The sequence below is a fragment of the Streptococcus vestibularis ATCC 49124 genome, from assembly GCF_000188295.1.
In the GTDB taxonomy this organism is placed as follows: domain Bacteria; phylum Bacillota; class Bacilli; order Lactobacillales; family Streptococcaceae; genus Streptococcus; species Streptococcus vestibularis.
Genome location: NZ_GL831112.1, coordinates 1,412,982 through 1,438,227, shown reverse-complemented (window position 1 = coordinate 1,438,227; position 25,246 = coordinate 1,412,982). Strand labels below are relative to the sequence as shown.

The window sequence follows — 25,246 nt, the reverse complement described above, 5'->3', positions numbered from 1 at the left end:
CAAGTCACTGAAACTAAAGTTACAGGAAAATTGACAAATAACGGTTCTTACTATAGTGTTCATGGTAAATACGATGATATTATCATTGTCAATAAGAAACATGGTCTTTCTAAGGACTATAACCCAGGTGAAAATCCTACAGCTAAGGCAGCCTTTGTTCGCCTTCGTGACGATATGATTAACCAAGGTTTGAATGTTGGACGTTCATACAGTGGTTTCCGTTCTTATAACTATCAAAAGACTCTTTACGACAACTATGTTAGCCGTGATGGTCAGGCAGCTGCGGACCGTTACTCAGCTCGTCCTGGATATAGCGAACACCAAACTGGATTAGTCTTTGATTTGACCGATAAATCTGGTAATTTGCTTGAAGATTCACGTGCTAGCCAATGGCTTAAAGACAATGCACATAACTATGGCTTTATCGTTCGTTTCCAAGCAGGTAAAGAAGCTTCAACTGGCTACATGCCAGAAGCATGGCACATCCGCTATGTGGGTAAAGAAGCTAAAGATATTCACGATTCAGGCTTGAGTTTGGAAGAATACTTCGGTATCCAAGGTGGTGATTATGCTACTAGCAGCGAACCTGCTGAAAGCAAACCAGCCACTACAGGTGCCATCAATCTTCCAGCGACAGGAACTTATAGCTTTACAGGTCGTGCGTCAATCAAGGCGGAAGCCAAGGTTTCAAGCCCAGAATTGGCCTACTATGACAAAGGTATGAGTGTTAACTATGATAAGGTTCTGACAGCTGATGGCCGTCAATGGCTTTCATACGTAGCAGCAAGTGGTGCTCGTCGTTATGTTGACATTGCCGCAGCTAAAGCAGAGGCTAAGCCAGAAGTCAAACCAGTTGCTAAACCAGCGGATAAACCAAGTCTCCCAGAGTCAGGCCGTTATACCTTCATAGGTCGTGCGTCAATCAAGGCGGAAGCCAAGGTTTCAAGCCCAGAATTGGCCTACTATGACAAAGGTATGAGTGTCAACTACGATAAGGTTCTGACAGCTGATGGCCGTCAATGGATTTCATACGTAGCAGCAAGTGGTGCTCGTCGTTATGTTGACATTGCCACAGCTAAACCAGAAGTCAAACCAGTTGCTAAACCAAGTCTCCCAGAGTCAGGTCGTTATACTTTCACAGGTCGTGCGTCAATCAAGGCAGAAGCCAAGGTTGCAAGTCCAGAGTTGACCTACTATGACAAGGGTATGAGTGTCAACTACGATAAGGTTCTGACAGCCGATGGCCGTCAATGGCTTTCATACGTGACAGCAAGTGGTGCTCGTCGTTACGTTGACATTGCTTAATGAAGTAATGAATCAGGTTGGACAATGTGTCCAGCCTTTTTTGATAGGCTTTCTTTATCATGAGATTGGATTTTTCAATTTTTGTGACGTCTTTTGGAGTGCTATAATGGTTAATATAGAATCGAGGTTACTATGAAAATCGCATTGGTACAGATGGATGTTGCACACGGGCAGCCTGTGGAAAATAAAAAGCATGTGAAAAAAATGTTGGAAAGGGCGCTTGATGACAATCCTGATGTCATTGTACTTCCTGAAATGTGGAATACAGGCTATGCTTTAGATGAACTGGATGGGCTTGCAGATAAGGATGGTTTGGACTCTCAAGAACTCTTGTCTCATTTTGCTAGGAAACATGCTGTGGCTATTATCGGAGGGTCTGTTGCTATTGAGAAGGACGGCAAATTCTACAACACGACCTATGTCTACAATAAGTCTGGGGACTTAATCAATACCTATAGCAAGGTCCATCTCTTTGGCCTTATGGCAGAGGACCAGTACATGTCTGCTGGGTCGGGTGAGTCTGTTTTTGAGCTTGATGGTGTGACAGCTGCTAGTGTCATTTGTTATGATATTCGTTTTCCTGAATGGGTGCGAACACAGATGGCACAAGGAGCCAAGGTACTTTTTGTGGTAGCGCAGTGGCCAGAACCTCGTGTGCAGCAATGGGAGATTTTGTTAAAGGCGCGTGCGGTTGAAAATCAAGCTTTTGTAGTTGCTGTTAATCGTGTCGGAACAGGACCAGACGATGTCTTTTCAGGACATTCTATGGTTATAGATCCACTTGGAAATGTGGTCTTACAATCCAAGGAGCATGAGGAAGGCATTTTTACGGCCGATATTAATCTTGAAGAGGTAGATAAGGTTCGAGGTCAGATTCCTGTTTTTGAGGATCGTCGCACGGACTTGTATCATTAAGGAGCGTTTATGTTATTTGAAGAATCGGATTTATTGAAGGCATTGCCAGAACAGTTTTTTGCAGGTTTGGTTGCTAAAGTTAATGCTAAGGTAGCGGAAGGCGCAGATGTTATCAATCTCGGTCAGGGCAATCCCGACCAACCGACCTATGACCATATTGTTGAGTCGCTGTGTCTTTCAGCGAAAAATCCTGCTAGCCATAAGTATTCACAGTTTCGAGGCAATCGTCCCTTTAAAGAAGCAGCTGCTAGTTTTTACGAAAAACATTATGGGGTCAATTTGGATGCAGAGCGTGAGATTTGTGTCATGGGTGGAGCTAAAATTGGACTAGTGGAATTGCCTCTAGCTTTGATGAATCCTGGTGACCTCCTGCTCTTGCCTGACCCAGGTTATCCAGATTATTTATCAGGAGTGAGCCTAGGACGTGTAGCCTATGAGACCTTTCTTTTGACGGCTAAAAATGATTTCTTACCAGATCTAGATGCCATTCCTGAGGAGACAGCTCGCCGGGCTAAGTTTATCTATATCAATTATCCGAATAATCCTACGGGGGCTGTGGCGACTAAGGCTTTTTATGAAAAGTTAGTTGCTTGGGCTAAGACCTACGAAGTAGGAGTGGTGAGTGATTTAGCCTATGGAGCTTTGGGTTATAGGGGATATGAGAATCCTAGCTTTTTATCAACGCCTGGTGCTAAAGATGTGGGGATTGAGTTCTATACTTTCTCGAAAACTTTTAATATGGCTGGTTGGCGTTTAGCCTTTGCAGCTGGAAATGCTCGGATGATTGAAGCCTTGAATCTGATTCAAGACCATCTTTTTGTGGGAATTTTTCCCGCTTTGCAGGAGGCTGGGATTGCAGCCCTCTTAGATCCTAAATCTGAGGAGGCAGTGGCCCAACTAAATGCGGTTTATGATAGCCGTCGAGATGCTTTTACGCAATCAGCTGCTAAGATTGGCTGGCAGGCCTTTCCATCTAAAGGTTCCTTCTATGCTTGGATGCCTGTACCTGAGGGCTATACCAGTGAGAGTTTTGCAGATCTTTTGCTTGAGAAGGCCCATGTTGCTGTTGCACCAGGTAAAGGATTTGGTCCTGCGGGTGATGCTTATGTTCGTATTGGGCTTTTGGTAGAGCCAGAGCGTCTGGTCGAAGCGGTTGATCGTATTGCCAACTTGCATTTATTTAATAACTAGATAGTGATCATGAAAACAAGTAGTTGAAAAAGACTGCTTGTTTTTTATATTAATTACATTTTTCTTGACAAATGAATAAAAATGCAATAAACTGATTACATATTTATTCAAAAGGAGTACATAAATGAAAATTTCAATCGTTGGTATCACTGGTTATAGTGGTTTAGAGTTAGTTAAAATTTTGAATAATCATAAAAAAGTGGAACTTGTTTCTATTCACGCAACCAAAGAAGTGGGCCGACGATTGTCTGATGTGTATCCCTGTCTGACAGGTGTTTGTGACTTAGACATTGAAGCTTATGATGCGGAAAAGATTATGAAAAATGCGGATTTGGTTTTCTTTGCCACACCTTCAGGAGTTGCTAGTTCGCTAGCAGAGAAATTTGTTCTGGCTGATTTTCCAATTATTGATTTGTCTGGCGATCATCGCTTGCCAGCAGGTGTTTATCAAGAATGGTATAAAAAATCACCTGCTAAGCAGAGTGTTTTGAATAAATTTACATACGCATTATCAGAATATACAGATGTGAAGGATAAGAAATTTATTGCCAATCCTGGATGCTATGCAACAGCGACGGAGTTGGCCTTGCTTCCTTTGGTTGCTTCTGATCTGATTGAGACGGATAGTGTCATTGTGGATGCCAAGTCTGGTTTAACTGGTGCGGGTAAGGCTTTGAGTGAGTCTAGTCATTTTGTCAATGTTCACGATAATTACGTGACTTATAAACTCAATCATCATCAGCATATTCCTGAAATTGTTCAAACCTTGCGGACCTTTGATCCGGAAATGCCTGAGATTCAGTTCTCAACGTCGCTTTTACCAGTTAATCGCGGAATCATGGCTACGGTTTATTGTAAGTTGAAGAAGGACGTAGATATCTCTGATGTCGCTTCAGCCTTTGCAAAAGCATACGATGATAAACCTTTTGTACGTGTACAAGACAGCTTGCCAGAACTGCACAACGTTATCGGATCGAATTTTACAGATATTGGCTTTGCCTATAATGAAAAAACCAATGTTCTGACAGTCATTTCAGTCATTGATAATCTGCTTAAAGGAGCTGCTGGACAGGCAGTGCAAAATCTCAACCTCATGCAGGGGTGGGATGAGACGGAAGGTTTGCTTATGACACCGTCATACTTGTAGATGTAAGCATAGAGTTAGGAGAAAAAATATGAAAGTCATCGATGGAACGATTGCTAGTCCACTGGGATTCTCAGCAGATGGGCTACATGCAGGATTTAAAAAGAGAAAAATGGATTTTGGTTGGATTGTCTCTGAAAAACCAGCCAGTGTTGCAGGTGTTTACACAACCAATAAGGTTATTGCAGCTCCTCTAATTGTGACCAAGACCTCAGTTAAAAAGGCTGGAAAAATGAAGGCTATCGTTGTTAACTCAGGTGTAGCCAATTCTTGTACAGGGACTCAAGGTTTGGAGGATGCTTACACTATGCAGGAGTGGACCGCTGAAAAGCTAGGTGTTGAACCAGATTTGGTTGGTGTAGCTTCTACAGGGATTATCGGAGAGTTGCTCCCATTGGATACCTTGAAAAATGGTCTTTCCAAGTTGGTGGTTAATGGTAATGCTGATGATTTTGCCAAAGCGATTTTGACGACAGATACAGCGACTAAGACCATTGCTGTGACGGAGACCTTTGGACGTGATGTGGTTACTATGGCTGGTGTCGCTAAGGGCTCAGGCATGATTCACCCTAATATGGCGACCATGCTTGGGTTTATCACTTGTGACGCTAATATTTCTAGTGACACTCTTCAATTGGCCTTGAGCCAAAATGTGGAAAAGACCTTCAATCAGATTACGGTTGACGGGGATACATCAACCAATGATATGGTGCTTGTCATGTCCAATGGTTGCACGCTCAATGAAGAGATTCTGCCAGATACACTAGAATTTGATAAATTTTCAAAAATGCTTAATTTCGTGATGCAAGAGTTGGCTAAGAAAATTGCCAAGGACGGTGAAGGTGCCAATAAACTCATCCAAGTTGATGTGGTTAATGCCCCTAATGCCCTTGATGCTCGTATGATGGCTAAATCTGTTGTCGGTTCAAGTTTGGTCAAAACAGCCATCTTTGGTGAGGATCCTAACTGGGGACGTATTTTAGCTGCTGTTGGCTATGCTGGTGTGGATGTGCCTGTGGATAATGTTGATATTATGATTGGCGGACTGCCAGTCATGCTAGCTTCTAGTCCTGTTGCCTTTGATGATGAGGAAATGAAAGACGTCATGCATGTCGATGAAGTCACCATTACGGTAGATCTTCATGCTGGACATGAAAAAGGAACCGCATGGGGGTGCGATCTTTCCTACGATTACGTTAAGATTAATGCCCTCTACCATACTTAAGTTATCTATGACAAAGGAGTTAACTGATGACTACTGAATATATTGTAATCAAAATTGGTGGAGTAGCCAGTAAGCAGCTAACTCCTGAGATATTGGCTAAACTGTCCGAATGGCATCAGGCTGGTCAAAAAATTGTTATCGTCCATGGGGGTGGTTTCGCTATTAATCAGCTAATGGAGGCACATCATATTCCAATTCACAAGGTTAATGGTCTTCGTGTGACGGGTCAGTCAGATATGGCCTTGATCAAAGAAGCCTTAGTTGACATAGTTGGGAAAAACTTAGCAGGTGAGTTGACAACTGCATGTTTGCCAGCCTATCAGCTTGTAGATGAGCTTCCAGACCTTGTTCATGCTGATTTTTTGAACCAAGAGGTTTATGGCTTTGTGGGTGAGGTCAGCCATATCACTAATCAGACCCTAGTAGCACTCCTTGCTCAAGGTAAGATTCCCTTGATTCCTAGCTTGGGTTACAGTGAGCAAGGTTATTTACTCAATATCAACGCCGATTATCTTGCAAGGGCGGTCGCTATTAGTCTGGGGGTCAAAAAACTTATCCTCATGACGGATGTCAAGGGTGTTTTAGAGAATGGACGGGTTTTGAATCATTTGAATATTGTAGATGTTCAGAAAAAAATAGATTCAGGTGTGATAACTGGAGGCATGATTCCTAAAATTCAAAGTGCTGTTCAGACAGTTCAAGCCGGTGTCGAGCAGGTCATTATTGGTGATAACCTGACAGACGGTACCATAATCAAGGAGTAAGCAATGACAAAACTATTTTCAAACTATAAGCGGGCAGCGATTGATTTTGCTTCGGCACAGGGCAATTATTTGACAGATACAACTGGCAAGACCTACTTGGATTTTTCATCAGGTATCGGGGTAACTAATCTTGGCTATCATCCCCATGTCAATCAGGCTCTAACAGAGCAGGTGGGCAAGATTTTGCACCAGCCTAATCTCTATTACAATCAGTTGCAAGAGGATGTTGCTGATCTTTTAATTGGTGACAAGGATTATTTGGCCTTTTTCTGTAACAGTGGTGCAGAGGCCAATGAGGCAGCCATTAAAATCGCCCGTAAGGCTTCGGGCAAACAAGAAATTATTACTTTCCAAAATTCCTTCCATGGTCGAACGTTTGGAGCTATGTCTGCCACAGGTCAGGATAAAATTAAACAAGGTTTTGGTGAAGGCGTACCTCACTTTAGCTATGCCATTTTTAACGACATAGACAGTGTTAAGGCTCTAGCTAGCGAAGAAACAGCAGCTATTATGCTGGAGTTGGTTCAAGGGGAATCAGGCGTGCAACCTGCGAATAAAGACTTCGTTAAGGCTTTGTCTGATTTTTGTAAAGAGACAGGTATTTACCTCATTGTAGATGAGGTTCAGACAGGAATTGGTCGTACTGGCAAACTCTTTGCTTATGAGCACTATGATATTGAACCAGATATCTTTACTCTGGCCAAGGGCTTGGCAAACGGTGTACCAGTTGGTGCCATGCTTGCCAAGTCCTCTCTTGGGGCGGCTTTTTCTTACGGAAGTCATGGCTCTACCTTTGGAGGAAATAAACTGGCCATGGCGGCGGCCAAGGCTACGCTTGAAGTTATGTTGGCTCCAGCTTTTCTGGATACAGCCCTTGAAAATGGGAACAAGCTACAAGCAAAATTACAGGCGGCTTTATCTGATAAAGAGACGGTTACCACTGTCCGTGGCTTGGGTTATATGATTGGAATCGAGACTACTGGCAATCTAGGAGAATTGGTACAAGCGGCCAGAGATAAGGGATTGATTGTCTTAACTGCAGGGACAAACGTTATCCGTCTTCTGCCTCCAATCATTCTAAGTGATGCTGAAATCGAAAAAGGGGTGGCTACCCTATCAGAAATATTTGACTAGACAATAAAAATCACTTGATTTACAGTCAAGTGATTTCTTTTACTTATTGTCAGTAGTAATCTCGCTTAGAAGTCCTTTAGCTGTTGTTGTTGGCAGAATACGGACACGATTAAGTGAGAGGAGACCGTCCTTGGAACTGGCTAGACCTTCGTTGGTTGTTAGTCCTAACTTGTATGTTTTCTTAGCTAGGTCCAGTGTCGTTTGATTGTAGCGACCTGATGGGTAAGCAATGGTATTGACCTTTGTATTGAGTTTGTTTTCAAGGAAGTCGATAGAATCCGTTAATTCAACCTTTTGTGTCGCCTTGTCAGTGGCTGATAAATCAGGGTGGTTAACCGTATGAGACTGGAAGCTCATGCCGTGTGCCATCATTTCTTTCATCTGCTTGACGGTAAGATTTCCGGCATTTCCCTTCTTAACAAAGCCAGTGATAATATTATTGGTTGCCTTAGCCTTGTATTTTTTGAGAATAGGATAGGCAATAGTATAGAAATCTTCGTTACCATCGTCAAAGGTCAGCCAGACAACCTTCTTAGCAGGTAGGGCGTTTTCAGTGAAGGCTTTGTAGGCTTCTTCGGGAGTTAGGAAATAGTAACCCGCATCTACCATGGCCTTGATTTGTGCTTCAAAATTGTCCGGAGCAACAATCAGGTTGGCGTTAGAGGCCTCAGATGGATCCATAACGTGAACAGCATGGTACATGAGGATAGGGATTTGGACAGGCTCGTCATAGGTTTTCCACTTAGCTGCCGTCTTAGACTGACTGGTCTGAGATTGTTGTTGGTTGCTTTTCGACTGGTTCGGACGGTTTAACATAAAAACAGCCAGGATACCCAGAAGCACTAGATTGATGACAAGTAGAAGAAGATTCATCTTCTTTTGTTTAGGTTTGTTTGATTTTTGAGCTTGAGAAGTCATTGTATCCCCTTTCAAATAGGTCTAGCTATTATTCTAACAAAAATGGGGTAAAAATGCACAGAATTTTCAGTAAAAAAAGAATACTTGTCTCCTTAAATGGCAGAAATATTCTGTCAATTCCGACAGAAATATGGTACAATTAAAAAAATGTATGTTTTTAAGGAGAAATCGTAAATGTCTATTAAAATTGGATTGCTTGGCTTTGGTACAGTAGCTAGCGGTATTCCTTTCCTTTTGAAGGAAAATGGTGAAAAGGTTCTTGAAGCCTCACGTGACCAACTCGAAATTGCGAAGGTTTTGGTCAAAGATGACGAGGAAAAAAATCGTCTTATCGCTGCTGGAAACGACTATAATTTTGTCACAAATGTTGATGAAATCCTTAACGATGACGAGATTCAAATCGTTGTCGAATTGATGGGCCGTATCGAGCCAGCTCGTACCTTCATCACAAAAGCACTTGAAGCAGGTAAAAACGTTGTCTCTGCCAATAAGGACTTGATTGCTACTCATGGAAAAGAGTTGATTGCTCTTGCTCAAGATAAGGGTGTGGCTTTCTACTATGAAGCTGCTGTTGCTGGTGGTATTCCAATTTTGCGTACTTTGGCTAACTCTTTGACATCTGACAAGGTGACTCGTATCCTTGGTGTGCTTAACGGTACATCTAACTTTATGATGACTAAGATGGTTGATGAAGGTTGGTCATATGAGGACGCCCTCAAGACTGCTCAAGAACTTGGTTATGCTGAAAGTGATCCAACCAACGACGTTGAAGGGATTGATGCAGCTTATAAAGCCGTTATCCTTAGTCAATTTGGTTTTGGTGCTACAATTGATTTTGACGACGTTTCTCACAAAGGGATTACTAACATCTCTACAGATGATGTGGCTGTTGCTCAAGAATTGGGTTATGTTATCAAATTGGTTGGTGATGTGCGTGAAGTAGAATCAGGTATCTCAGCAGAAGTATCACCAACATTCTTGCCAAAAAATCACCCACTTGCTAGCGTCAACGATGTTATGAATGCAGTCTTTGTTGAGTCTATCGGTATCGGTGAATCTATGTACTACGGCCCAGGTGCTGGTCAAAAACCAACAGCAACATCTGTTTTGGCTGACATTATCCGTATTGCTCGTCGTCTTTCAGATGGCAATGTTGGTAAACCATTCAATGAGTTCCGTCGTGACTTGCCATTGGCTAATCCAGCGGACGTTAAGAGCAATTACTACTTTGCCCTTGATACGCCAGACGAAAAAGGTAAAATCCTTCACTTGTCTGAAATCTTCAACTCAGAAGATATTTCATTTGAGCAAGTTTTGCAACAAAAAGCAAATGGCACAACAGCTCGTATTGTTGTGATTACACACGCTATGTCTAAGACGCAACTCCAAGCTGTTACTGAAAAACTTGAAGCAGCGGAAGACTTCGCTGTTGTCAACACATTGAAAGTTTTGTCTAACTAATTGATAAGCCCATACTGGTGCGTATAAGAAAGGTATTCAAGGAGAAAAGTCACTAATGGCTTTCCTCCTTTTGGTGTGTTATTATGAAAATTACTGTTCCAGCAACATCTGCCAATATTGGTCCAGGTTTTGACTCTGTGGGTGTTGCCGTTTCTAAATATTTGACAATCGAGGTGCTTGAATCAGCAGATGCATGGCATATCGAACATGATTTGGGAGATATTCCTTCAGATGAAAATAACCTACTTATTTCAACAGCTTTGCAAGTTAAGTCTGATTTGCAACCCCATAAACTGGTTATGACATCAGATATTCCCTTGGCGCGTGGGCTTGGTTCTTCTAGCTCAGTTATTGTCGCAGGGATTGAGTTAGCCAATCAATTGGCAGACCTTAAGCTCTCAGATGACGATAAACTTGATATTGCAACCAAGATTGAAGGTCACCCGGACAATGTTGCCCCAGCTATCTTTGGGAATCTCGTTGTAGCCTCTTATGTGGATGAACATGTTAATAGCATCGTTACAGAGTTTCCAGAGTGTGCTTTTGTCGCCTTCATTCCGAGCTATGAGCTTAAGACGTCTGATTCACGTGGAGTTCTTCCAAGTGACCTGTCTTACAAAGATGCTGTGGCTGCATCATCTATTGCCAACGTTGCCATTGCAGCTCTTTTTGCAGGGGATTTGGTCAAGGCGGGACGTGCTATCCAAGGAGACATGTTCCACGAACGCTACCGCCAAAAATTGGTCAAGGAATTTGCGACCGTTAAGGAATTGTCAGGCCAATACGGTGCCTATGCAACCTATCTCTCAGGTGCTGGTCCAACAGTTATGACCTTAACACCACATGATCAGTCTGAGGCTCTTAAAACGGCTATCGATGGTCTTGGATTAGACGGTGAAACCTTCATCCTATCTGTAGACAAAGCAGGTGTTATCGTTGACTAGAAAGAATCAAGGGTTGCTCTTTGGACTTGCAAGCTATATTCAATGGGGATTTTTATCCCTTTTTTGGAAGCTTTTAGCAGGTGTTTCAGCCTATAACACCTTTTCATGGCGGATTGTCTTTACTGTAGTGACCATGCTGGTTTACGCGCTAATAGCTAATCAAACTACACGTTTTAAAGGGGAACTTGTGGGACTTTGGCAGGATAAGAAGGCCTTGCTTCGCATGCTGCTTGCCAGCTTTCTCATAGCAGCTAATTGGTTGATTTATATCTATGCTGTAGGTCATGGTCAAGCGACACAAGCCAGTTTGGGCTATTACATTATGCCCATTGTGTCTATCTTATTTGCTCTTGTTTTTCTCCGTGAATCATTGAGCAGAAGTATGTGGGCAGCAGTAGTATTGGCCTTCATAGGAGTACTGGTTCTTGTGGCCAATACAGGAAAACTTCCCATGGTTTCATTGGGGTTAGCTCTGAGCTTTGGTTTCTATGGTCTAATCAAAAAAGGGGTTAGGCTCTCCAGTGACGTAGCCATGCTAGTAGAAAGTGGCTTGCTACTACCTTTTGTAGCTATCTATCTCGTTTTCTTTTCTCCAGAAGCATTTTCTTCCTATTCGAGCATGGAAATGTTTCTCCTAGCCATCTCAGGTATAGTGACGGCTGTTCCCTTGCTTTGCTTCTCAGAAGCAGTCAAAAGGGCACCGCTTAACCTTATCGGGTTTATCCAGTACCTCAACCCTACGATTCAACTGCTCGTAGCCATTCTCATTTTTGGTGAGACGGTTAGCTTTGGAGAATTGAAAGGTTTCCTCTTTATCTGGGTAGCCATCCTAGTCTTTGTAACTGGCCAAATTTTAAATCTTCGTAAGAGTTCTTGATATCTGTCAGAGACTTTTTATGACATCATCCTAAAAACGGACCAAGTTTTTCTGACAATTTTAGAACTTTAAGATATAATAGTAGTATCAGATTAAAATAGCGGAGAATTTTATGCGAAAAATAAAAAAACTAGTGGGCTATCTGATTCTGCTCGCTATCCCAGTTGCCATCGCTGCAGCCTTGTTTGTTTTTAACGGCTCAGGTTATCGCTTGTCAGAACAAGATGCTGCAGACATTGCTTACAAAAATGCAGGTGTCAAAACTTCTGAGATATCTCAATCAACAGTCTCAAAATCACGTTCTGGATTCCATGGAAGTTATGAGATTAGTTTCACAACGTCAGACAATCGTTTTGAGTATACGATTGACGGTCTGTCAGGGTCTATTTTGAAACATAAGAGTGACCATCCAATGTCTAAAGATGAGGACGATGCTCAAAAAGGTGAAGAGTCTAAAGACGAGACTCAAGCTAGCGAAAGTAAGGACGAGACAGCGGTGTCCAAGGAAACTGCACAAACAACAGCTCTTAACCATGCTGGCTTAACTGAAGGATCTGTGACAAACTTGAAAACGGATTTGAAGACTGAAGGAGACGGTAAAGTCTACAATATCAGTTTTGATTATGCTGCTAGTGGTTTACGTTATAAATACGCGGTAAATGCTGATTCAGGAGCTATTGTAGCCTATACGACAGAGTATCTCACAGGAGCTACTGCAGCTGCGCAATAGGTCGTAGATAGTGGGAAAGTTCTCCTTGTTTATTAAGGAGAAACCTTGCAATTTCTCTGAAATGGTGTAAACTTAAAGTGAAAACGGTAACAGTGATTTTAGAGAGTACCGTAGAATCAAGGAGGTTTTGACCATGAAAGAATTCCAAGCATTTAAAGATACGCTTAGCAATACGGCTCTCAAAGCCATTTACGAAAAAAGTAAATTGGAAGCCCAAAATGAAACAACTGAAGGTACGGAAGCCTTTTCAGTTGCTTTGGCAACCCAAATGGCTATAAATCTACTTGAAAGTTATGAACAATGGCTAGAAGAAGAAAGAGCTAAGGAAGAAAAATAAGATGAGATCCTTGTCGACAGACAAGGCTTTTCTAATGAGAATAAAATGAGGGATTGGATTCATCTTTCAAGGTAAAATCGCTAGTCTAACTTATTTGCAAATTCAGGTCCCCACAATTTCATTTGTCTTGAGATTAAAAATGTGATAGAATAAGACTATTCAGAGGTGCTTTGAAGCTCATTTGTCACAGGAAGCGGTGGTACTGAGAAATCCGCACAAATGTCAATGCTGGTTGCTGATGGTCAAATTGAATCAAGAAAGCTGTGAGTGGTTGCCACTCAAAACTGGGTGGTACCGCGGATACATATTCGTCCCTGTCATGTTTATGGCAGGGATTTTCTATAGCTTTTAAAGAACCAAGACCGAAGGTCGCAGGTGAATTTAAAGATATTGATGCAGTCGGAGCGAAAGCGAGGTCTACATTGCTATCAAAGGAGGGTGACATGAAGCAATCTTTTGAGACTAGTAAATTGTATTATGGTTTTCCTATTTTTATCTTGGGTTATCAGGATCAGACCTACGGTTATAATGTGACGACCTGTAGCTCTTCCTACAGTTTAGGAGATTGGCTTGTCATCGGGGTAGGTAGCGAGGAAAATGCGGCAGACCAGATTAAACATTATCAGAAGTTCACTGTGAATATTCCTAATGAAAGTTTTATGCTAGAAATGGAGCAGGCTGGATTTATTAGTCACCGTGAAAAAATTGCTAAACTCGGCTTAGATTTCCAATCTTCTAAATTGACACAAGCACCTATCTTGGATGCCTGCCCAGTCGTTCTGGATTGTAAGGTCGACAGAATTATTGAGGAAGATGGTATCTGTCATATCTTTGCTAAAATCCTGGACCGTTTGGTTGAATCTGATTTGTTGGATGACAGGGGACATTTTAAAAATGACTGCTTTGCACCGACTTACTTTATGGGTGATGGTCATAAGCGTGTCTATCGATATCTAGATGACCGAGTCGACCCCATGGGAAGCTTCATCAAGAAAGCGAGGAAGAAGGATGACAAGAACGGTATTACCTGATCGAATCGAGACGGAGCGTCTTGTTTTACGAGTCCGTACAGTGGCAGATGCTGAGGATATCTATGCCTACGCTAGTCTGCCAGAGGTTTCTTATCCAGCTGGCTTTCCACCCGTCAAGACCTTGGAAGATGAGATTTATTACCTAGAGTATATCCTTCCTGAGTGTAATCAAAAGGACAATCTCCCAGCTGGCTACGGTATTGTGGTCAAAGGGACTGATAAAGTTATCGGATCTGTTGATTTCAACCATCGCCACGAAGACGATGTACTGGAGATTGGCTATACCTTGCATCCAGACTATTGGGGCTGCGGCTATGTCCCAGAAGCGGCGCGTGCTTTAATTGACTTAGGTTTTAAGGATTTAGGCCTTCACAAGATTGAACTGATTTGTTTTGGCTACAATGTCCAAAGTCAACGTGTCGCTGAGAAACTTGGTTTTACCCTTGAAGCTCGTATCCGAGACCGCAAAGATGTGCAAGGCAACCGTTGTGACAGTCTGATATATGGATTGCTGAAGAGTGAATGGGAAGTACAAGACCAACATTAAAAATAGAAATAACTAGAAAGGACACACATATGTCTAAAGAACTTTCACCTAAATACAATCCAGCCGAGGTTGAGGCTGGTCGTTACCAAAAATGGCTTGACGAAGATGTTTTCAAGCCCTCAGGTGATAAAAAGGCTAAGCCTTATTCAATCGTCATCCCACCACCAAATGTAACCGGTAAACTTCACCTTGGTCACGCTTGGGATACAACTTTGCAAGATATCATTATCCGTCAAAAACGGATGCAAGGTTTTGATACACTTTGGCTTCCAGGTATGGACCACGCAGGTATTGCCACTCAAGCTAAGGTTGAAGCGCGTTTGGCTGAAGACGGCATCTCTCGTTATGACCTTGGCCGTGAAAAATTCCTTGATAAAGTCTGGGAATGGAAAGACGAGTATGCCTCAACTATCAAGCAACAATGGGGCAAGATGGGGCTCTCTGTAGACTATTCTCGTGAGCGTTTCACCCTTGACGAAGGTCTATCAAAAGCTGTTCGTAAGGTCTTTGTAGAGCTCTACAAGAAGGGCTGGATCTACCGTGGTGAATTTATCATCAATTGGGATCCAAAAGCTCGTACAGCCCTTTCTGATATCGAGGTTATTCACAAGGATGTCGAAGGTGCCTTCTACCACATGAACTACATGTTGGAAGACGGTTCACGTGCCCTTGAAGTGGCAACAACACGTCCTGAAACCATGTTTGGGGATACAGCCGTAGCGGTTAACCCAAATGACGATCGTTATAAAGACTTGATTGGTAAAAATGTTATCTTGCCAATCTTGAACAAGCCAATCCCAATCGTTGGAGATGAACATGCAGACCCTGAATTTGGTACTGGTGTGGTTAAAATCACTCCTGCTCATGATCCTAACGACTTCTTAGTTGGTCAACGCCATAACTTGCCACAAGTCAATGTCATGAATGATGATGGTACCATGAATGAATTGGCTGGCGAATTCAACGGTATGGACCGCTTTGAAGCACGTAAGGCTGTTGTTAAGAAATTGGAAGAAATCGGTGCCCTTGTCGAAATTGAAAAAATGACTCACTCAGTTGGTCACTCAGAACGTACAGGTGTGCCTGTTGAACCACGTTTGTCTACACAATGGTTCGTCAAGATGGACCAATTAGCTAAGAATGCCATTGCCAACCAAGACACAGATGATAAGGTTGATTTCTACCCACCTCGTTTCAACGATACCTTCCTTCAATGGATGGAAAATGTCCACGACTGGGTAATCTCTCGTCAGCTATGGTGGGGTCACCAAATCCCTGCTTGGTACAATGCTGAGGGTGAAATGTACGTTGGCGAAGAAGCACCAGAAGGTGACGGATGGAAACAAGACGAAGATGTCTTGGATACTTGGTTCAGTTCTGCCCTCTGGCCATTCTCAACTATGGGTTGGCCTGACGTTGAAGCAGAAGACTTCAAACGTTACTTCCCAACTTCAACCTTGGTAACAGGTTACGATATCATCTTCTTCTGGGTGTCTCGTATGATCTTCCAATCATTGGAATTCACAGGACGCCAACCATTTAAGAATGTCCTTATCCACGGTCTTATCCGTGACGAGCAAGGACGTAAGATGTCTAAGTCACTCGGTAACGGTATCGACCCAATGGATGTTATCGAGAAATACGGTGCGGATGCCCTTCGTTGGTTCCTTTCAAACGGTTCTGCACCAGGTCAAGACATGCGTTTCTCTTACGAGAAAATGGATGCGTCATGGAACTTCATTAACAAGATCTGGAACATCTCTCGCTATATCCTCATGAACAATAAAGGGTTGACCTTGGATGTGGCACGTGAAAATGTGGCTAAGGTGGTTGCTGGCCAAGCAGGTAATGTCACAGACCATTGGATTCTCCACAACCTCAACGAAACAATCGGTAAAGTCACTGAAAACTTTGACAAGTTCGAATTTGGTGTGGCTGGTCACATCCTCTACAACTTTATCTGGGATGAGTTTGCGGATTGGTACGTTGAGTTGACTAAGGAAGTGCTTTATAGCGACAATGAGGACGAAAAAGTCATCACTCGTTCTGTCCTTCTATATACTTTGGACCAAATCTTGCGTCTCCTTCACCCAATCATGCCATTCGTAACTGAAGAAATCTATGGCCAAATCTCTGAAGGAACAATCGTGACTGCTGAATATCCAGTGATTCGTCCAGAATTTGAAAACGAAGAAGCAGCAGCGGGTGTTGAAGCTCTTAAAGATGTGATTCGTTCAGTCCGTAACTCACGTGCGGAAGTAAATGTTGCTCCAAGCAAGCCAATCACAATCTTGATCAAGACTAGCGACAGCAAGCTCGATGCCTTCTTCAATGACAATGTCAACTACATCAAACGCTTCACAAACCCAGAACACTTGGAAATTGCAGAAGATGTGGAAGTACCTGATTTGGTTATGTCAAGCATCATCACAGGTGCAGAAATTTACTTGCCACTCGCTGACCTTCTAAATGTTGAAGAAGAATTGGCCCGTCTTGAAAAAGAATTAGCCAAATGGCAAAAAGAACTTGACATGGTTGGTAAGAAACTTAGCAACGAACGCTTCGTAGCCAATGCCAAACCAGAAGTCGTCCAAAAAGAACGCGACAAACAAGAAGATTACCAAGCTAAATACGATGCAACAGTCGTACGTATTGAAGAGATGAAGAAATTGGTTAAATAAAGAAAGAGACACGGCGGAATGCCGTGTTTTTTATAAAAAGTAAACGCTTACGCAAATTTAGTGAAAACGTTAGGCAAAGTCAGTGAAAACGTCTAAAAAACCGTCAATTCGTTGACTTTCGTGGAAAATAGGACTAAAATAGCATGGTAAAAATAATTAAAAAGGAGAATTCTACTATGAATTTAACTATCTTAGGCCTCGGTTTGGCCGTTATGGGTGTATCTATTGGTGAGGGTATCCTCGTTGCCAATGTCGCTAAAGCTGCAGCTCGCCAACCTGAGATGTTTAGCAAACTTCAAACATTGATGTTTACTGGTGTTGCCTTTATCGAAGGTACCTTCTTCGTATTGTTTGCCCTTAGCTACATTGTCTAATAGACAAATAAAAGATGAAGGAGGGATGAGCAGTGGAAACTACAAGTAATCCAACCGTCTCATTATTTGGGATTGATTTTGACTTGACTGTCCTTGCCATGTCTCTCTTGACAGTAATTATCGTTTTTGGAGTGGTTTTTTGGTCAAGTCGTAAGATGACCATTAAACCAAAGGGAAAACAAAATGTGCTTGAGTTCATCTATGAGTTTGTGAACAGTACCATTTCTCAAAATCTTGGAAAATTCACAAAAAATTATAGTTTGCTCTTGTTTGTAATTTTCACCTTTGTGTTTACAGCAAACAACCTAGGTCTGCTTGTATCTGTTAAAAGTGAGCATTACAATTTTTGGTCTTCTCCAACATCGAATTTCGGTGTTACTATCACTCTTTCTTTAATTATTACCCTCGTTAGTCATATTGAGGGAATCCGTAAAAAAGGGCTTAAAGGCTATCTAAAGGGCTACCTTTCACCATACCCAGCTATGCTCCCAATGAACATTTTGGAACAATTAACCAACCTTGCTTCATTGGCCTTGCGTTTGTTTGGTAACATTTATTCTGGTGAGGTACTTACTGGCTTGATTCTTCAATTGGTGACATGGTCTGCCTTTGCAGCACCTGTATCCTTTGCTTTGAACCTTGTCTGGGTTGCCTTTTCAGCCTTTATCGGCTTCATCCAAGCCTATGTCTTTATTATCCTAAGTTCAAACTATATTGGTGATAAAGTCAACGAAGAATAATTAAGAAAGGGAGAAATGAAATGTCATTACTGATTAATAGTACGACACTTGGTAATATCATTATCACACTCGGCTCAGTTTTTCTCTTGTATTACCTCATCCGTAAATTCGCATGGGATCAAATTACAGGAATCTTTGCTGCTCGTGAAAAGAAAATTGCCACAGATATTGATAGTGCTGAAAATGCTCGTCAAGAAGCAGAAAGCTTGGCACAAAAACGTCAAGATGAGTTAGCAGGTGCTCGCACTGAGGCAGCTCAAATTATTGATGGAGCCAAGGAAACTGGTAAAACTCAAGAATCAAAAATCATTGCAGAAGCACATGATGAAGCTAAACGCTTGAAAGAAAAAGCAAATCAAGACATCGCCCAAAGCCGTGTGGAAGCACTTGCTGGAGTTAAAGGTGAAGTTGCAGACTTGACTGTCCTCTTGGCGGAAAAAGTTATGAAACAAAACCTTGATGCTAAAGCGCAATCTGACTTGATTGATAGCTATCTTGATCAATTAGGAGATGCTTAATGGATAAGAAAACACAAGCTCTTGTTGAGCAGTATGCCAGAAGCCTGGTAGAAGTCGCTTTTGAACAAGACGCCGTGTCAACAATCCAAGAAGAAGTAAGGCAAATCCTAACAGTTTTTGCTGAAACAAATCTAAAAAACTTCTTGTCGCAGGAAAATGTGACAAGTGAAGCTAAAAAAGAAAGTTTGAGCTTGTTTCAAGAGTCTTGTTCAGTGTATATGAACAATTTTCTTGAGGTAATCTTACTCAATGACCGTGCCAACATTCTCTATGATGTGTTGAAGTTGGTCCTTGAGCTCTTTGATCAAGAGGACAATACTTACGATGTCACTGTGATATCAGCAAGTCCCTTGTCTGAGGAACAAAAAGCCAGACTTTTGGCGATTGTTTCACAAAAATTTGAGATTAAGACACGTCGTTTAGTGGAAAAAATTGATGAGGACCTCATCGGAGGATTCGTCATCAAAGCAAAAAATAAGGTTGTTGACACGTCAATTCGCAGTCAATTGCAAACCTTTAAAACGAATTTGAAATAGAAAGTGGTGTGACTTTTGGCAATTAACGCACAAGAAATTAGCGCTTTAATTAAAAAGCAAATTGAAAACTTCCAGCCAAACTTTGACGTCACTGAAACTGGTGTCGTTACCTATATCGGTGACGGTATCGCACGTGCTCGTGGTCTTGATAACGCTATGAGTGGTGAGTTGCTCGAATTTGAAAATGGTGCCTATGGTATGGCCCAAAACCTTGAAACTAATGATGTCGGTATCATTATCTTGGGGGATTTCGTAGCAATTCGTGAAGGCGATATTGTTAAACGTACTGGAAAAATCATGGAAGTTCCAGTTGGTGAAGCCCTTATTGGTCGTGTAGTAAACCCACTTGGGCAACCAGTTGATGGTCTTGGTGACATCGAAACAACAGGTTTCCGTCCAGTTGAAACACCTGCTCCAGGTGTTATGCAACGTAAATCAGTTTCTGAGCCATTGCAAACTGGTCTTAAGGCGATTGATGCCTTGGTTCCAATTGGACGTGGTCAACGTGAGTTGGTCATCGGAGACCGCCAAACTGGTAAAACTTCAGTAGCCATTGATGCTATCTTGAACCAAAAAGGACAAGATATGATTTGTATTTATGTGGCTATTGGTCAAAAAGAATCAACAGTTCGTACACAAGTAGAAACTCTCCGTAAACACGGTGCTCTTGATTACACAATCGTTGTGACTGCCTCAGCATCACAACCATCACCATTGCTTTACATCGCACCTTACGCTGGTGTTGCAATGGCTGAAGAGTTCATGTATAACGGAAAACACGTATTAATTGTTTATGATGATTTGTCTAAACAAGCCGTGGCCTACCGTGAACTTTCATTGCTTCTCCGTCGTCCACCAGGTCGTGAAGCCTACCCAGGGGATGTCTTCTATCTCCACTCACGTCTTTTGGAACGTTCAGCTAAAGTTTCAGATGATCTTGGTGGTGGTTCAATTACTGCCTTGCCAATCATCCAAACGCAAGCCGGAGATATCTCAGCTTATATCGCAACAAACGTTATTTCTATCACAGATGGACAAATCTTCTTGCAAGAAAACTTGTTTAACTCAGGTATTCGTCCAGCCATTGATGCGGGTTCTTCCGTATCACGTGTAGGTGGATCAGCGCAAATTAAAGCGATGAAGAAGGTTGCAGGTACGCTTCGTCTTGACTTGGCTTCATATCGTGAACTTGAAGCCTTTACGCAATTTGGTTCAGATTTGGATGCTGCGACTCAAGCAAAATTGAACCGTGGTCGTCGTACAATCGAAGTTTTGAAACAACCGCTTCATAAACCACTTCCAGTTGAGAAACAAGTTGTTATCCTTTACGCTTTGACACACGGTTTCTTGGATAGTGTTCCGGTTGATCAAATCTTGGATTTTGAAGAAGCACTCTATGACTACTTTGATAGTCACCATGAGGATATCTTTGAAACTATTCGTACAACTAAGGATCTTCCTGAGGAATCTGTACTTAATGAAGCTATCCAAGCTTTCAAAGATCAGTCAGAATACAAATAGAAATAGGGAGGACAGCATATGGCAGGCTCTCTAAGAGAAATCCAAGCAAAAATTGCTTCAACAAAGAAAACAAGTCAGATCACAGGAGCCATGCAAATGGTTTCTGCCTCAAAGTTGACACGTTCTGAGCAAGCTGCTAAAGATTTCCAAATCTATGCCTCAAAAATTAGACAGATCACAACAGATCTTCTACATTCAGAATTAATTAATGGTTCGTCAAATCCAATGTTGGATGCACGCCCAGTTCGTAAGACAGGTTACATTGTCATTACTTCAGATAAAGGACTTGTTGGAGGTTATAACTCAACAATTCTTAAAGCTGTGTTGGACATGATTAAACGTGACCATGATTCTGAAGATGAATATGCTATCATTTCTATTGGTGGAACAGGTTCAGATTTCTTCAAGGCTCGTAACATGAATGTTGCTTTTGAGCTGCGTGGTCTTGAAGATCAACCTAGTTTTGAACAAGTCGGAAAAATCATTTCTAAAGCAGTAGGAATGTATCAAAATGAACTTTTTGATGAACTTTATGTGTGCTACAACCACCATGTCAACAGTTTGTCTAGTGAGGTTCGTGTTGAACAAATGCTTCCTATCGCTGATTTGGATCCCAATGAATCAGAAGGTCATGTGTTGACCAAGTTTGAATTGGAACCAGATCGTGACACTATTTTGGATCAACTCTTACCACAATATGCGGAGAGTCTTATCTACGGTGCGATCGTAGATGCCAAAACAGCTGAGCACGCAGCGGGTATGACTGCAATGCAGACAGCCACTGATAATGCTAAGAATGTGATTAACGATTTGACAATCCAATATAACCGTGCGCGTCAAGCTGCCATCACTCAGGAAATTACTGAAATCGTTGGTGGTGCAAGTGCACTTGAATAGCTAGAGATTTGTCTTAATTAGACACACATGAAAAAGGGATGATTATCATCCAAAAAACTATCATAAGGAGAAAACAATGAGCTCAGGCAAAATTGCTCAGGTTGTTGGTCCTGTTGTAGACGTAGCGTTTGCAGCCGGTGATAAACTCCCTGAGATTAACAATGCATTGGTCGTTTATACTGATGAACAAAAGTCTAAACGTATCGTGCTCGAAGTAGCTCTTGAACTTGGAGAAGGTGTGGTTCGTACCATTGCGATGGAATCTACTGATGGATTGACTCGTGGACTAGAAGTTCTGGACACTGGTCGTCCAATCAGCGTTCCTGTTGGTAAAGATACCCTTGGACGTGTCTTTAACGTTCTTGGTGATACCATTGACTTGGAAGCACCTTTTGCAGACGATGCAGAGCGTGAACCAATTCACAAAAAAGCACCAACTTTCGATGAATTGTCAACATCTACTGAAATCCTTGAAACAGGGATTAAAGTTATCGACTTGCTTGCCCCTTATCTTAAAGGTGGTAAAGTCGGACTCTTTGGTGGTGCCGGTGTTGGTAAAACCGTTCTTATTCAAGAGTTGATTCACAACATTGCCCAAGAGCACGGTGGTATTTCCGTGTTTACAGGTGTTGGTGAACGTACACGTGAAGGTAATGACCTTTACTGGGAAATGAAAGAATCTGGCGTTATCGAGAAAACAGCCATGGTCTTTGGTCAAATGAATGAGCCACCAGGAGCACGTATGCGTGTTGCCCTAACTGGTTTGACAATTGCGGAATACTTCCGTGATGTCGAAGGTCAAGACGTGCTTCTTTTCATCGATAATATCTTCCGTTTCACTCAAGCAGGTTCTGAGGTTTCTGCCCTTCTTGGTCGTATGCCATCAGCCGTTGGTTACCAACCTACACTTGCTACTGAAATGGGTCAATTGCAAGAACGTATCACATCAACTAAAAAAGGTTCTGTTACATCAATCCAAGCCATCTACGTTCCAGCCGATGACTATACTGACCCAGCGCCAGCTACAGCATTTGCTCACTTGGATTCAACAACTAACCTTGAACGTAAGTTGACACAAATGGGTATTTATCCAGCCGTTGACCCGTTGGCATCAAGCTCACGTGCTCTTTCACCTGAAATTGTTGGTGAAGAACACTATGCTGTTGCGACTGAAGTTCAACGTGTGCTTCAACGTTACCGTGAATTGCAAGATATTATCGCTATCCTTGGTATGGATGAATTGTCAGACGAAGAAAAAACATTGGTTGGACGTGCTCGTCGTATCCAATTCTTCTTGTCACAAAACTTTAACGTTGCTGAACAGTTTACAGGTCAACCAGGTTCTTATGTTCCAGTTGCTGAAACCGTTCGTAGCTTTAAAGAAATCCTTGAAGGTAAATATGACAATCTTCCAGAAGATGCCTTCCGTAGCGTAGGCCCAATTGAGGATGTAGTAGCTAAAGCTAAAGCTATGGGCTACTAATGAGGTGAAGATATGGCACAAATGACCGTACAAGTGGTAACTCCGGATGGTCTGAAATATGACCACCATGCCAGCTTTATCCACGCGGTTACTAAAGATGGTCAAATTGGTATCTTGCCAGGCCATATTAACTTGATTGCGCCACTTGAAGTGGATGAACTCAAGGTTCGTCGTGTGGATGACGAGAGTCACGTCGATTGGATTGCCGTAAACGGTGGTATCATCGAAGTTAAAGATGATTTTATTACTATCGTTGCCGATTCAGCAGAACGTGAACGCGACATTGACGTTTCTCGTGCCGAACGTGCCAAGCAACGTGCCGAACGTGACTTGGAAGAAGCAACTAAATCTGACCGTATTGATGAAGTTCAACGTGCTCAGGTTGCTCTCCGTCGAGCACTTAATCGTATCAGTGTCGGTACAAAATAAGATAAAAAAACGGGGCCTAAGTCTCGTTTTTTGTTTATCCTTAAAGAAAATATGAGAACTAGCAATATTGCCACAGAAAGCTAGTTGCCAAATGAATTTGAGTATAAAAGATTAAATAAAAGTTTCATCAATGAAAACGGTTAATTTAGCTTTTACTTTAGTTTAAGGTATCAAAGTGTTATAATATAAGCTGTTAGCTTTATATTTTAAGAGAAAATGTAGAGTAACGTAATAGAAAGTATGAGTTTTTTAAAGATATGAAAATTGAAAAGAAGCATCTTTTAGATTACACCATCTTGATACCTTATTTAATCTTATCCATAGTTGGTTTAATAGTAGTGTATTCAACAACAAGTGCTCGTTTAGTAGCCTTGGGAGCCAATCCCTTCGCATCTGTTATAAACCAAGGAGCCTTTTGGTTGGTATCCTTGTTCTCTATTTTTTTCATCTACCGACTGAAATTGAACTTTCTCAGGAAAGATAAGCTTTTGGGTGTTGTTATTGCCTTTGAGATTTTACTTTTGGTCATTGCCAAATTTTTCACTAGGGAAATTAATGGTGCCAATGGTTGGATTGTGCTTGGTCCCTTGTCTTTCCAACCAGCGGAGTACCTTAAGATCATTGTTGTCTGGTTTTTGGCGCACACTTTTTCAAAACAACAGTCTGCTATAGAACGTTATGACTATCAGGCCTTGACTAAGAATAGGTGGATACCGAGGAATAAAAAAGAATTTAATGACTGGCGTTACTATTTGCTGGTAATGATTGGCTTAGTTGCCATCCAACCGGACTTGGGGAATGCGGCTATCATCGTATTGACAACAGTTGTCATGTTTTCAATTTCTGGTGTTGGCTATCGCTGGTTCACGGCACTGTTTGCTGGCATTGTAGGGCTGTCGTCTGCTTTTCTTGGATTGATTGCTTTGGTTGGAGTACAAAACATGGCTAAGGTACCTGTCTTTGGATATGTTGCCAAGCGTTTTGCAGCTTATTTTAATCCTTTTAAGGATTTAACAGGTTCAGGACTTCAGTTGTCTCATTCTTACTATGCTATGAGTAATGGGGGGTGGTTCGGTCTTGGTCTCGGAAATTCGATTGAGAAAACCGGTTATCTCCCAGAAGCAACGACAGACTTTGTGTTTTCAATTGTTATTGAAGAGTTAGGTCTCATTGGAGCAGGTTTGATTCTTGCCCTTCTCTTTTTCCTTATTCTTCGTATTATGATTGTGGGAGTCAAGGCACGAAATCCTTTTAACTCTATGATGGCATTGGGTGTAGGTGCCTTAATGCTAATGCAGGTCTTCGTTAACATCGGAGGAATCTCAGGGCTGATTCCATCAACAGGGGTTACCTTCCCCTTCCTTTCGCAAGGAGGTAACTCTCTTTTAGTGACTTCAGTTGGGATAGCCTTTGTCTTGAACATCGCTGCTAATGAAAAGCGTGATAATATTGTTCAAGCGATTGAGGATGAGTTATCTCAGACTCAAGAATTGGAAAATCAAGATGAAAAAATCGTACCTTTAAGAGGAAGTCGTTAATACGGC

The 25,246-nt window shown here is 42.0% G+C and carries 25 protein-coding genes; 24 read left to right on the top strand and 1 reads right to left on the bottom strand.

Translation table 11 applies throughout. The features are described from left to right. From ldcB to HMPREF9425_RS06910, 7 genes are all read left to right on the top strand, one after another. Nucleotides 1-1,305 (top strand): LD-carboxypeptidase LdcB/DacB (gene ldcB, locus HMPREF9425_RS06940; protein ID WP_003097749.1); only part of this gene is annotated, 1,305 nt, incomplete at its 5' end. Between the two features lie 132 nt (nucleotides 1,306-1,437). Further along, nucleotides 1,438-2,220 (top strand): carbon-nitrogen family hydrolase, encoded by a 783-nt coding sequence (locus HMPREF9425_RS06935; RefSeq protein ID WP_003097748.1) that lies wholly within the window; start codon nucleotides 1,438-1,440, stop codon nucleotides 2,218-2,220. A gap of 9 nt (nucleotides 2,221-2,229) precedes the next feature. Continuing rightward, nucleotides 2,230-3,411 (top strand): pyridoxal phosphate-dependent aminotransferase, encoded by a 1,182-nt coding sequence (locus HMPREF9425_RS06930; RefSeq protein WP_003097747.1) that lies wholly within the window; start codon nucleotides 2,230-2,232, stop codon nucleotides 3,409-3,411. 124 nt (nucleotides 3,412-3,535) lie between these two features. Further along, nucleotides 3,536-4,558, top strand: a complete 1,023-nt coding sequence (gene argC / locus HMPREF9425_RS06925) for an N-acetyl-gamma-glutamyl-phosphate reductase (protein WP_003097746.1) — start codon at nucleotides 3,536-3,538, stop codon at nucleotides 4,556-4,558. Between the two features lie 28 nt (nucleotides 4,559-4,586). Further along, nucleotides 4,587-5,780 carry a bifunctional ornithine acetyltransferase/N-acetylglutamate synthase gene (gene argJ, locus HMPREF9425_RS06920; RefSeq protein WP_003095509.1) on the top strand — a complete coding sequence of 398 codons (1,194 nt, stop codon included), beginning with the start codon at nucleotides 4,587-4,589 and terminating at the stop codon, nucleotides 5,778-5,780. A 26-nt stretch (nucleotides 5,781-5,806) separates the two neighbouring features. Continuing rightward, a complete protein-coding gene (gene argB / locus HMPREF9425_RS06915; RefSeq protein ID WP_003095581.1) occupies nucleotides 5,807-6,544 on the top strand; it encodes an acetylglutamate kinase in 738 nt (245 codons plus the stop codon). 3 nt (nucleotides 6,545-6,547) lie between these two features. After that, nucleotides 6,548-7,678: an acetylornithine transaminase gene (locus HMPREF9425_RS06910; protein WP_003097745.1), complete on the top strand. Its 1,131-nt coding sequence runs from the start codon at nucleotides 6,548-6,550 to the stop codon at nucleotides 7,676-7,678. 39 nt (nucleotides 7,679-7,717) lie between these two features. On the opposite strand, the gene HMPREF9425_RS06905 is transcribed toward HMPREF9425_RS06910, so the two are convergent. Further along, nucleotides 7,718-8,596, bottom strand: a complete 879-nt coding sequence (locus tag HMPREF9425_RS06905; RefSeq protein WP_003095602.1) for a polysaccharide deacetylase family protein — start codon at nucleotides 8,594-8,596, stop codon at nucleotides 7,718-7,720. Nucleotides 8,597-8,770: 174 nt separating this feature from the next. Here HMPREF9425_RS06905 and HMPREF9425_RS06900 point away from each other — a divergent pair, with 174 nt between their 5' ends. The 17 genes from HMPREF9425_RS06900 to ftsW all read left to right on the top strand — a co-directional run bounded on the left by HMPREF9425_RS06900 (nucleotide 8,771) and on the right by ftsW (nucleotide 25,240). Beyond that, complete coding sequence (locus HMPREF9425_RS06900; protein ID WP_003097744.1) at nucleotides 8,771-10,057, top strand: homoserine dehydrogenase; 1,287 nt, start codon at nucleotides 8,771-8,773, stop codon at nucleotides 10,055-10,057. Between the two features lie 83 nt (nucleotides 10,058-10,140). Then, nucleotides 10,141-11,001 carry a homoserine kinase gene (thrB, locus tag HMPREF9425_RS06895; protein ID WP_003097743.1) on the top strand — a complete coding sequence of 287 codons (861 nt, stop codon included), beginning with the start codon at nucleotides 10,141-10,143 and terminating at the stop codon, nucleotides 10,999-11,001. Then, complete coding sequence (rarD, locus tag HMPREF9425_RS06890) at nucleotides 10,994-11,878, top strand: EamA family transporter RarD (protein ID WP_003097742.1); 885 nt, start codon at nucleotides 10,994-10,996, stop codon at nucleotides 11,876-11,878. Before thrB ends, rarD begins: the two co-directional genes overlap by 8 nt. Nucleotides 11,879-11,990: 112 nt before the next feature. Further along, entirely contained in the window at nucleotides 11,991-12,608 is a 618-nt protein-coding gene (locus HMPREF9425_RS06885) for a PepSY domain-containing protein (protein ID WP_003097741.1), read from the top strand. A gap of 133 nt (nucleotides 12,609-12,741) precedes the next feature. Beyond that, nucleotides 12,742-12,945 (top strand): hypothetical protein, encoded by a 204-nt coding sequence (locus HMPREF9425_RS06880; protein ID WP_003095353.1) that lies wholly within the window; start codon nucleotides 12,742-12,744, stop codon nucleotides 12,943-12,945. A 443-nt stretch (nucleotides 12,946-13,388) separates the two neighbouring features. Further along, the gene (locus HMPREF9425_RS06870) at nucleotides 13,389-13,976 is read left to right on the top strand and encodes a flavin reductase family protein (RefSeq protein ID WP_037621554.1); all 588 of its coding nucleotides are present in this window, start codon (nucleotides 13,389-13,391) and stop codon (nucleotides 13,974-13,976) included. Then, entirely contained in the window at nucleotides 13,954-14,523 is a 570-nt protein-coding gene (locus HMPREF9425_RS06865; protein WP_003097739.1) for a GNAT family N-acetyltransferase, read from the top strand. Before HMPREF9425_RS06870 ends, HMPREF9425_RS06865 begins: the two co-directional genes overlap by 23 nt. A 29-nt stretch (nucleotides 14,524-14,552) precedes the next feature. Beyond that, nucleotides 14,553-17,204, top strand: a complete 2,652-nt coding sequence (locus HMPREF9425_RS06860; protein ID WP_037621553.1) for a valine--tRNA ligase — start codon at nucleotides 14,553-14,555, stop codon at nucleotides 17,202-17,204. Nucleotides 17,205-17,380: 176 nt separating this feature from the next. Continuing rightward, nucleotides 17,381-17,578 carry a F0F1 ATP synthase subunit C gene (locus tag HMPREF9425_RS06855; RefSeq protein WP_004183077.1) on the top strand — a complete coding sequence of 66 codons (198 nt, stop codon included), beginning with the start codon at nucleotides 17,381-17,383 and terminating at the stop codon, nucleotides 17,576-17,578. Nucleotides 17,579-17,610: 32 nt separating this feature from the next. Beyond that, nucleotides 17,611-18,318 carry a F0F1 ATP synthase subunit A gene (gene atpB, locus HMPREF9425_RS06850; protein WP_003097733.1) on the top strand — a complete coding sequence of 236 codons (708 nt, stop codon included), beginning with the start codon at nucleotides 17,611-17,613 and terminating at the stop codon, nucleotides 18,316-18,318. Nucleotides 18,319-18,338: 20 nt separating this feature from the next. Beyond that, nucleotides 18,339-18,836, top strand: coding sequence for a F0F1 ATP synthase subunit B (gene atpF, locus HMPREF9425_RS06845; RefSeq protein ID WP_002886161.1), 498 nt, complete (start codon nucleotides 18,339-18,341; stop codon nucleotides 18,834-18,836). Then, nucleotides 18,836-19,372 carry a F0F1 ATP synthase subunit delta gene (locus HMPREF9425_RS06840; protein ID WP_003097730.1) on the top strand — a complete coding sequence of 179 codons (537 nt, stop codon included), beginning with the start codon at nucleotides 18,836-18,838 and terminating at the stop codon, nucleotides 19,370-19,372. Before atpF ends, HMPREF9425_RS06840 begins: the two co-directional genes overlap by 1 nt. 15 nt (nucleotides 19,373-19,387) lie before the next feature. Next, the gene (gene atpA, locus HMPREF9425_RS06835; protein ID WP_002885972.1) at nucleotides 19,388-20,893 is read left to right on the top strand and encodes a F0F1 ATP synthase subunit alpha; all 1,506 of its coding nucleotides are present in this window, start codon (nucleotides 19,388-19,390) and stop codon (nucleotides 20,891-20,893) included. Nucleotides 20,894-20,911: 18 nt separating this feature from the next. Continuing rightward, nucleotides 20,912-21,790, top strand: a complete 879-nt coding sequence (locus HMPREF9425_RS06830; RefSeq protein ID WP_002886026.1) for a F0F1 ATP synthase subunit gamma — start codon at nucleotides 20,912-20,914, stop codon at nucleotides 21,788-21,790. 76 nt (nucleotides 21,791-21,866) lie between these two features. After that, nucleotides 21,867-23,273 carry a F0F1 ATP synthase subunit beta gene (gene atpD, locus HMPREF9425_RS06825; RefSeq protein WP_002885994.1) on the top strand — a complete coding sequence of 469 codons (1,407 nt, stop codon included), beginning with the start codon at nucleotides 21,867-21,869 and terminating at the stop codon, nucleotides 23,271-23,273. A gap of 12 nt (nucleotides 23,274-23,285) precedes the next feature. Further along, nucleotides 23,286-23,702: a F0F1 ATP synthase subunit epsilon gene (locus HMPREF9425_RS06820; protein WP_002890211.1), complete on the top strand. Its 417-nt coding sequence runs from the start codon at nucleotides 23,286-23,288 to the stop codon at nucleotides 23,700-23,702. Between the two features lie 257 nt (nucleotides 23,703-23,959). Further along, nucleotides 23,960-25,240, top strand: a complete 1,281-nt coding sequence (gene ftsW, locus HMPREF9425_RS06815) for a cell division peptidoglycan polymerase FtsW (protein WP_037621551.1) — start codon at nucleotides 23,960-23,962, stop codon at nucleotides 25,238-25,240. The last annotated feature ends 6 nt before the right edge of the window (nucleotides 25,241-25,246 follow it).

Bases quoted from the DNA above. Each gene is read 5' to 3' on its own strand.
- HMPREF9425_RS06935 (WP_003097748.1), top strand. From the start codon at position 1,438: ATGAAAATCGCATTGGTACAGATGGATGTTGCACACGGGCAGCCTGTG.
- HMPREF9425_RS06930 (WP_003097747.1), top strand. From the start codon at position 2,230: ATGTTATTTGAAGAATCGGATTTATTGAAGGCATTGCCAGAACAGTTT.
- argC (WP_003097746.1), top strand. From the start codon at position 3,536: ATGAAAATTTCAATCGTTGGTATCACTGGTTATAGTGGTTTAGAGTTA.
- argJ (WP_003095509.1), top strand. From the start codon at position 4,587: ATGAAAGTCATCGATGGAACGATTGCTAGTCCACTGGGATTCTCAGCA.
- argB (WP_003095581.1), top strand. From the start codon at position 5,807: ATGACTACTGAATATATTGTAATCAAAATTGGTGGAGTAGCCAGTAAG.
- HMPREF9425_RS06910 (WP_003097745.1), top strand. From the start codon at position 6,548: ATGACAAAACTATTTTCAAACTATAAGCGGGCAGCGATTGATTTTGCT.
- HMPREF9425_RS06905 (WP_003095602.1), bottom strand. From the start codon at position 8,596: ATGACTTCTCAAGCTCAAAAATCAAACAAACCTAAACAAAAGAAGATG.
- HMPREF9425_RS06900 (WP_003097744.1), top strand. From the start codon at position 8,771: ATGTCTATTAAAATTGGATTGCTTGGCTTTGGTACAGTAGCTAGCGGT.
- thrB (WP_003097743.1), top strand. From the start codon at position 10,141: ATGAAAATTACTGTTCCAGCAACATCTGCCAATATTGGTCCAGGTTTT.
- HMPREF9425_RS06885 (WP_003097741.1), top strand. From the start codon at position 11,991: ATGCGAAAAATAAAAAAACTAGTGGGCTATCTGATTCTGCTCGCTATC.
- HMPREF9425_RS06880 (WP_003095353.1), top strand. From the start codon at position 12,742: ATGAAAGAATTCCAAGCATTTAAAGATACGCTTAGCAATACGGCTCTC.
- HMPREF9425_RS06870 (WP_037621554.1), top strand. From the start codon at position 13,389: ATGAAGCAATCTTTTGAGACTAGTAAATTGTATTATGGTTTTCCTATT.
- HMPREF9425_RS06865 (WP_003097739.1), top strand. From the start codon at position 13,954: ATGACAAGAACGGTATTACCTGATCGAATCGAGACGGAGCGTCTTGTT.
- HMPREF9425_RS06860 (WP_037621553.1), top strand. From the start codon at position 14,553: ATGTCTAAAGAACTTTCACCTAAATACAATCCAGCCGAGGTTGAGGCT.
- HMPREF9425_RS06855 (WP_004183077.1), top strand. From the start codon at position 17,381: ATGAATTTAACTATCTTAGGCCTCGGTTTGGCCGTTATGGGTGTATCT.
- atpF (WP_002886161.1), top strand. From the start codon at position 18,339: ATGTCATTACTGATTAATAGTACGACACTTGGTAATATCATTATCACA.
- HMPREF9425_RS06840 (WP_003097730.1), top strand. From the start codon at position 18,836: ATGGATAAGAAAACACAAGCTCTTGTTGAGCAGTATGCCAGAAGCCTG.
- HMPREF9425_RS06830 (WP_002886026.1), top strand. From the start codon at position 20,912: ATGGCAGGCTCTCTAAGAGAAATCCAAGCAAAAATTGCTTCAACAAAG.
- atpD (WP_002885994.1), top strand. From the start codon at position 21,867: ATGAGCTCAGGCAAAATTGCTCAGGTTGTTGGTCCTGTTGTAGACGTA.
- HMPREF9425_RS06820 (WP_002890211.1), top strand. From the start codon at position 23,286: ATGGCACAAATGACCGTACAAGTGGTAACTCCGGATGGTCTGAAATAT.
- ftsW (WP_037621551.1), top strand. From the start codon at position 23,960: ATGAAAATTGAAAAGAAGCATCTTTTAGATTACACCATCTTGATACCT.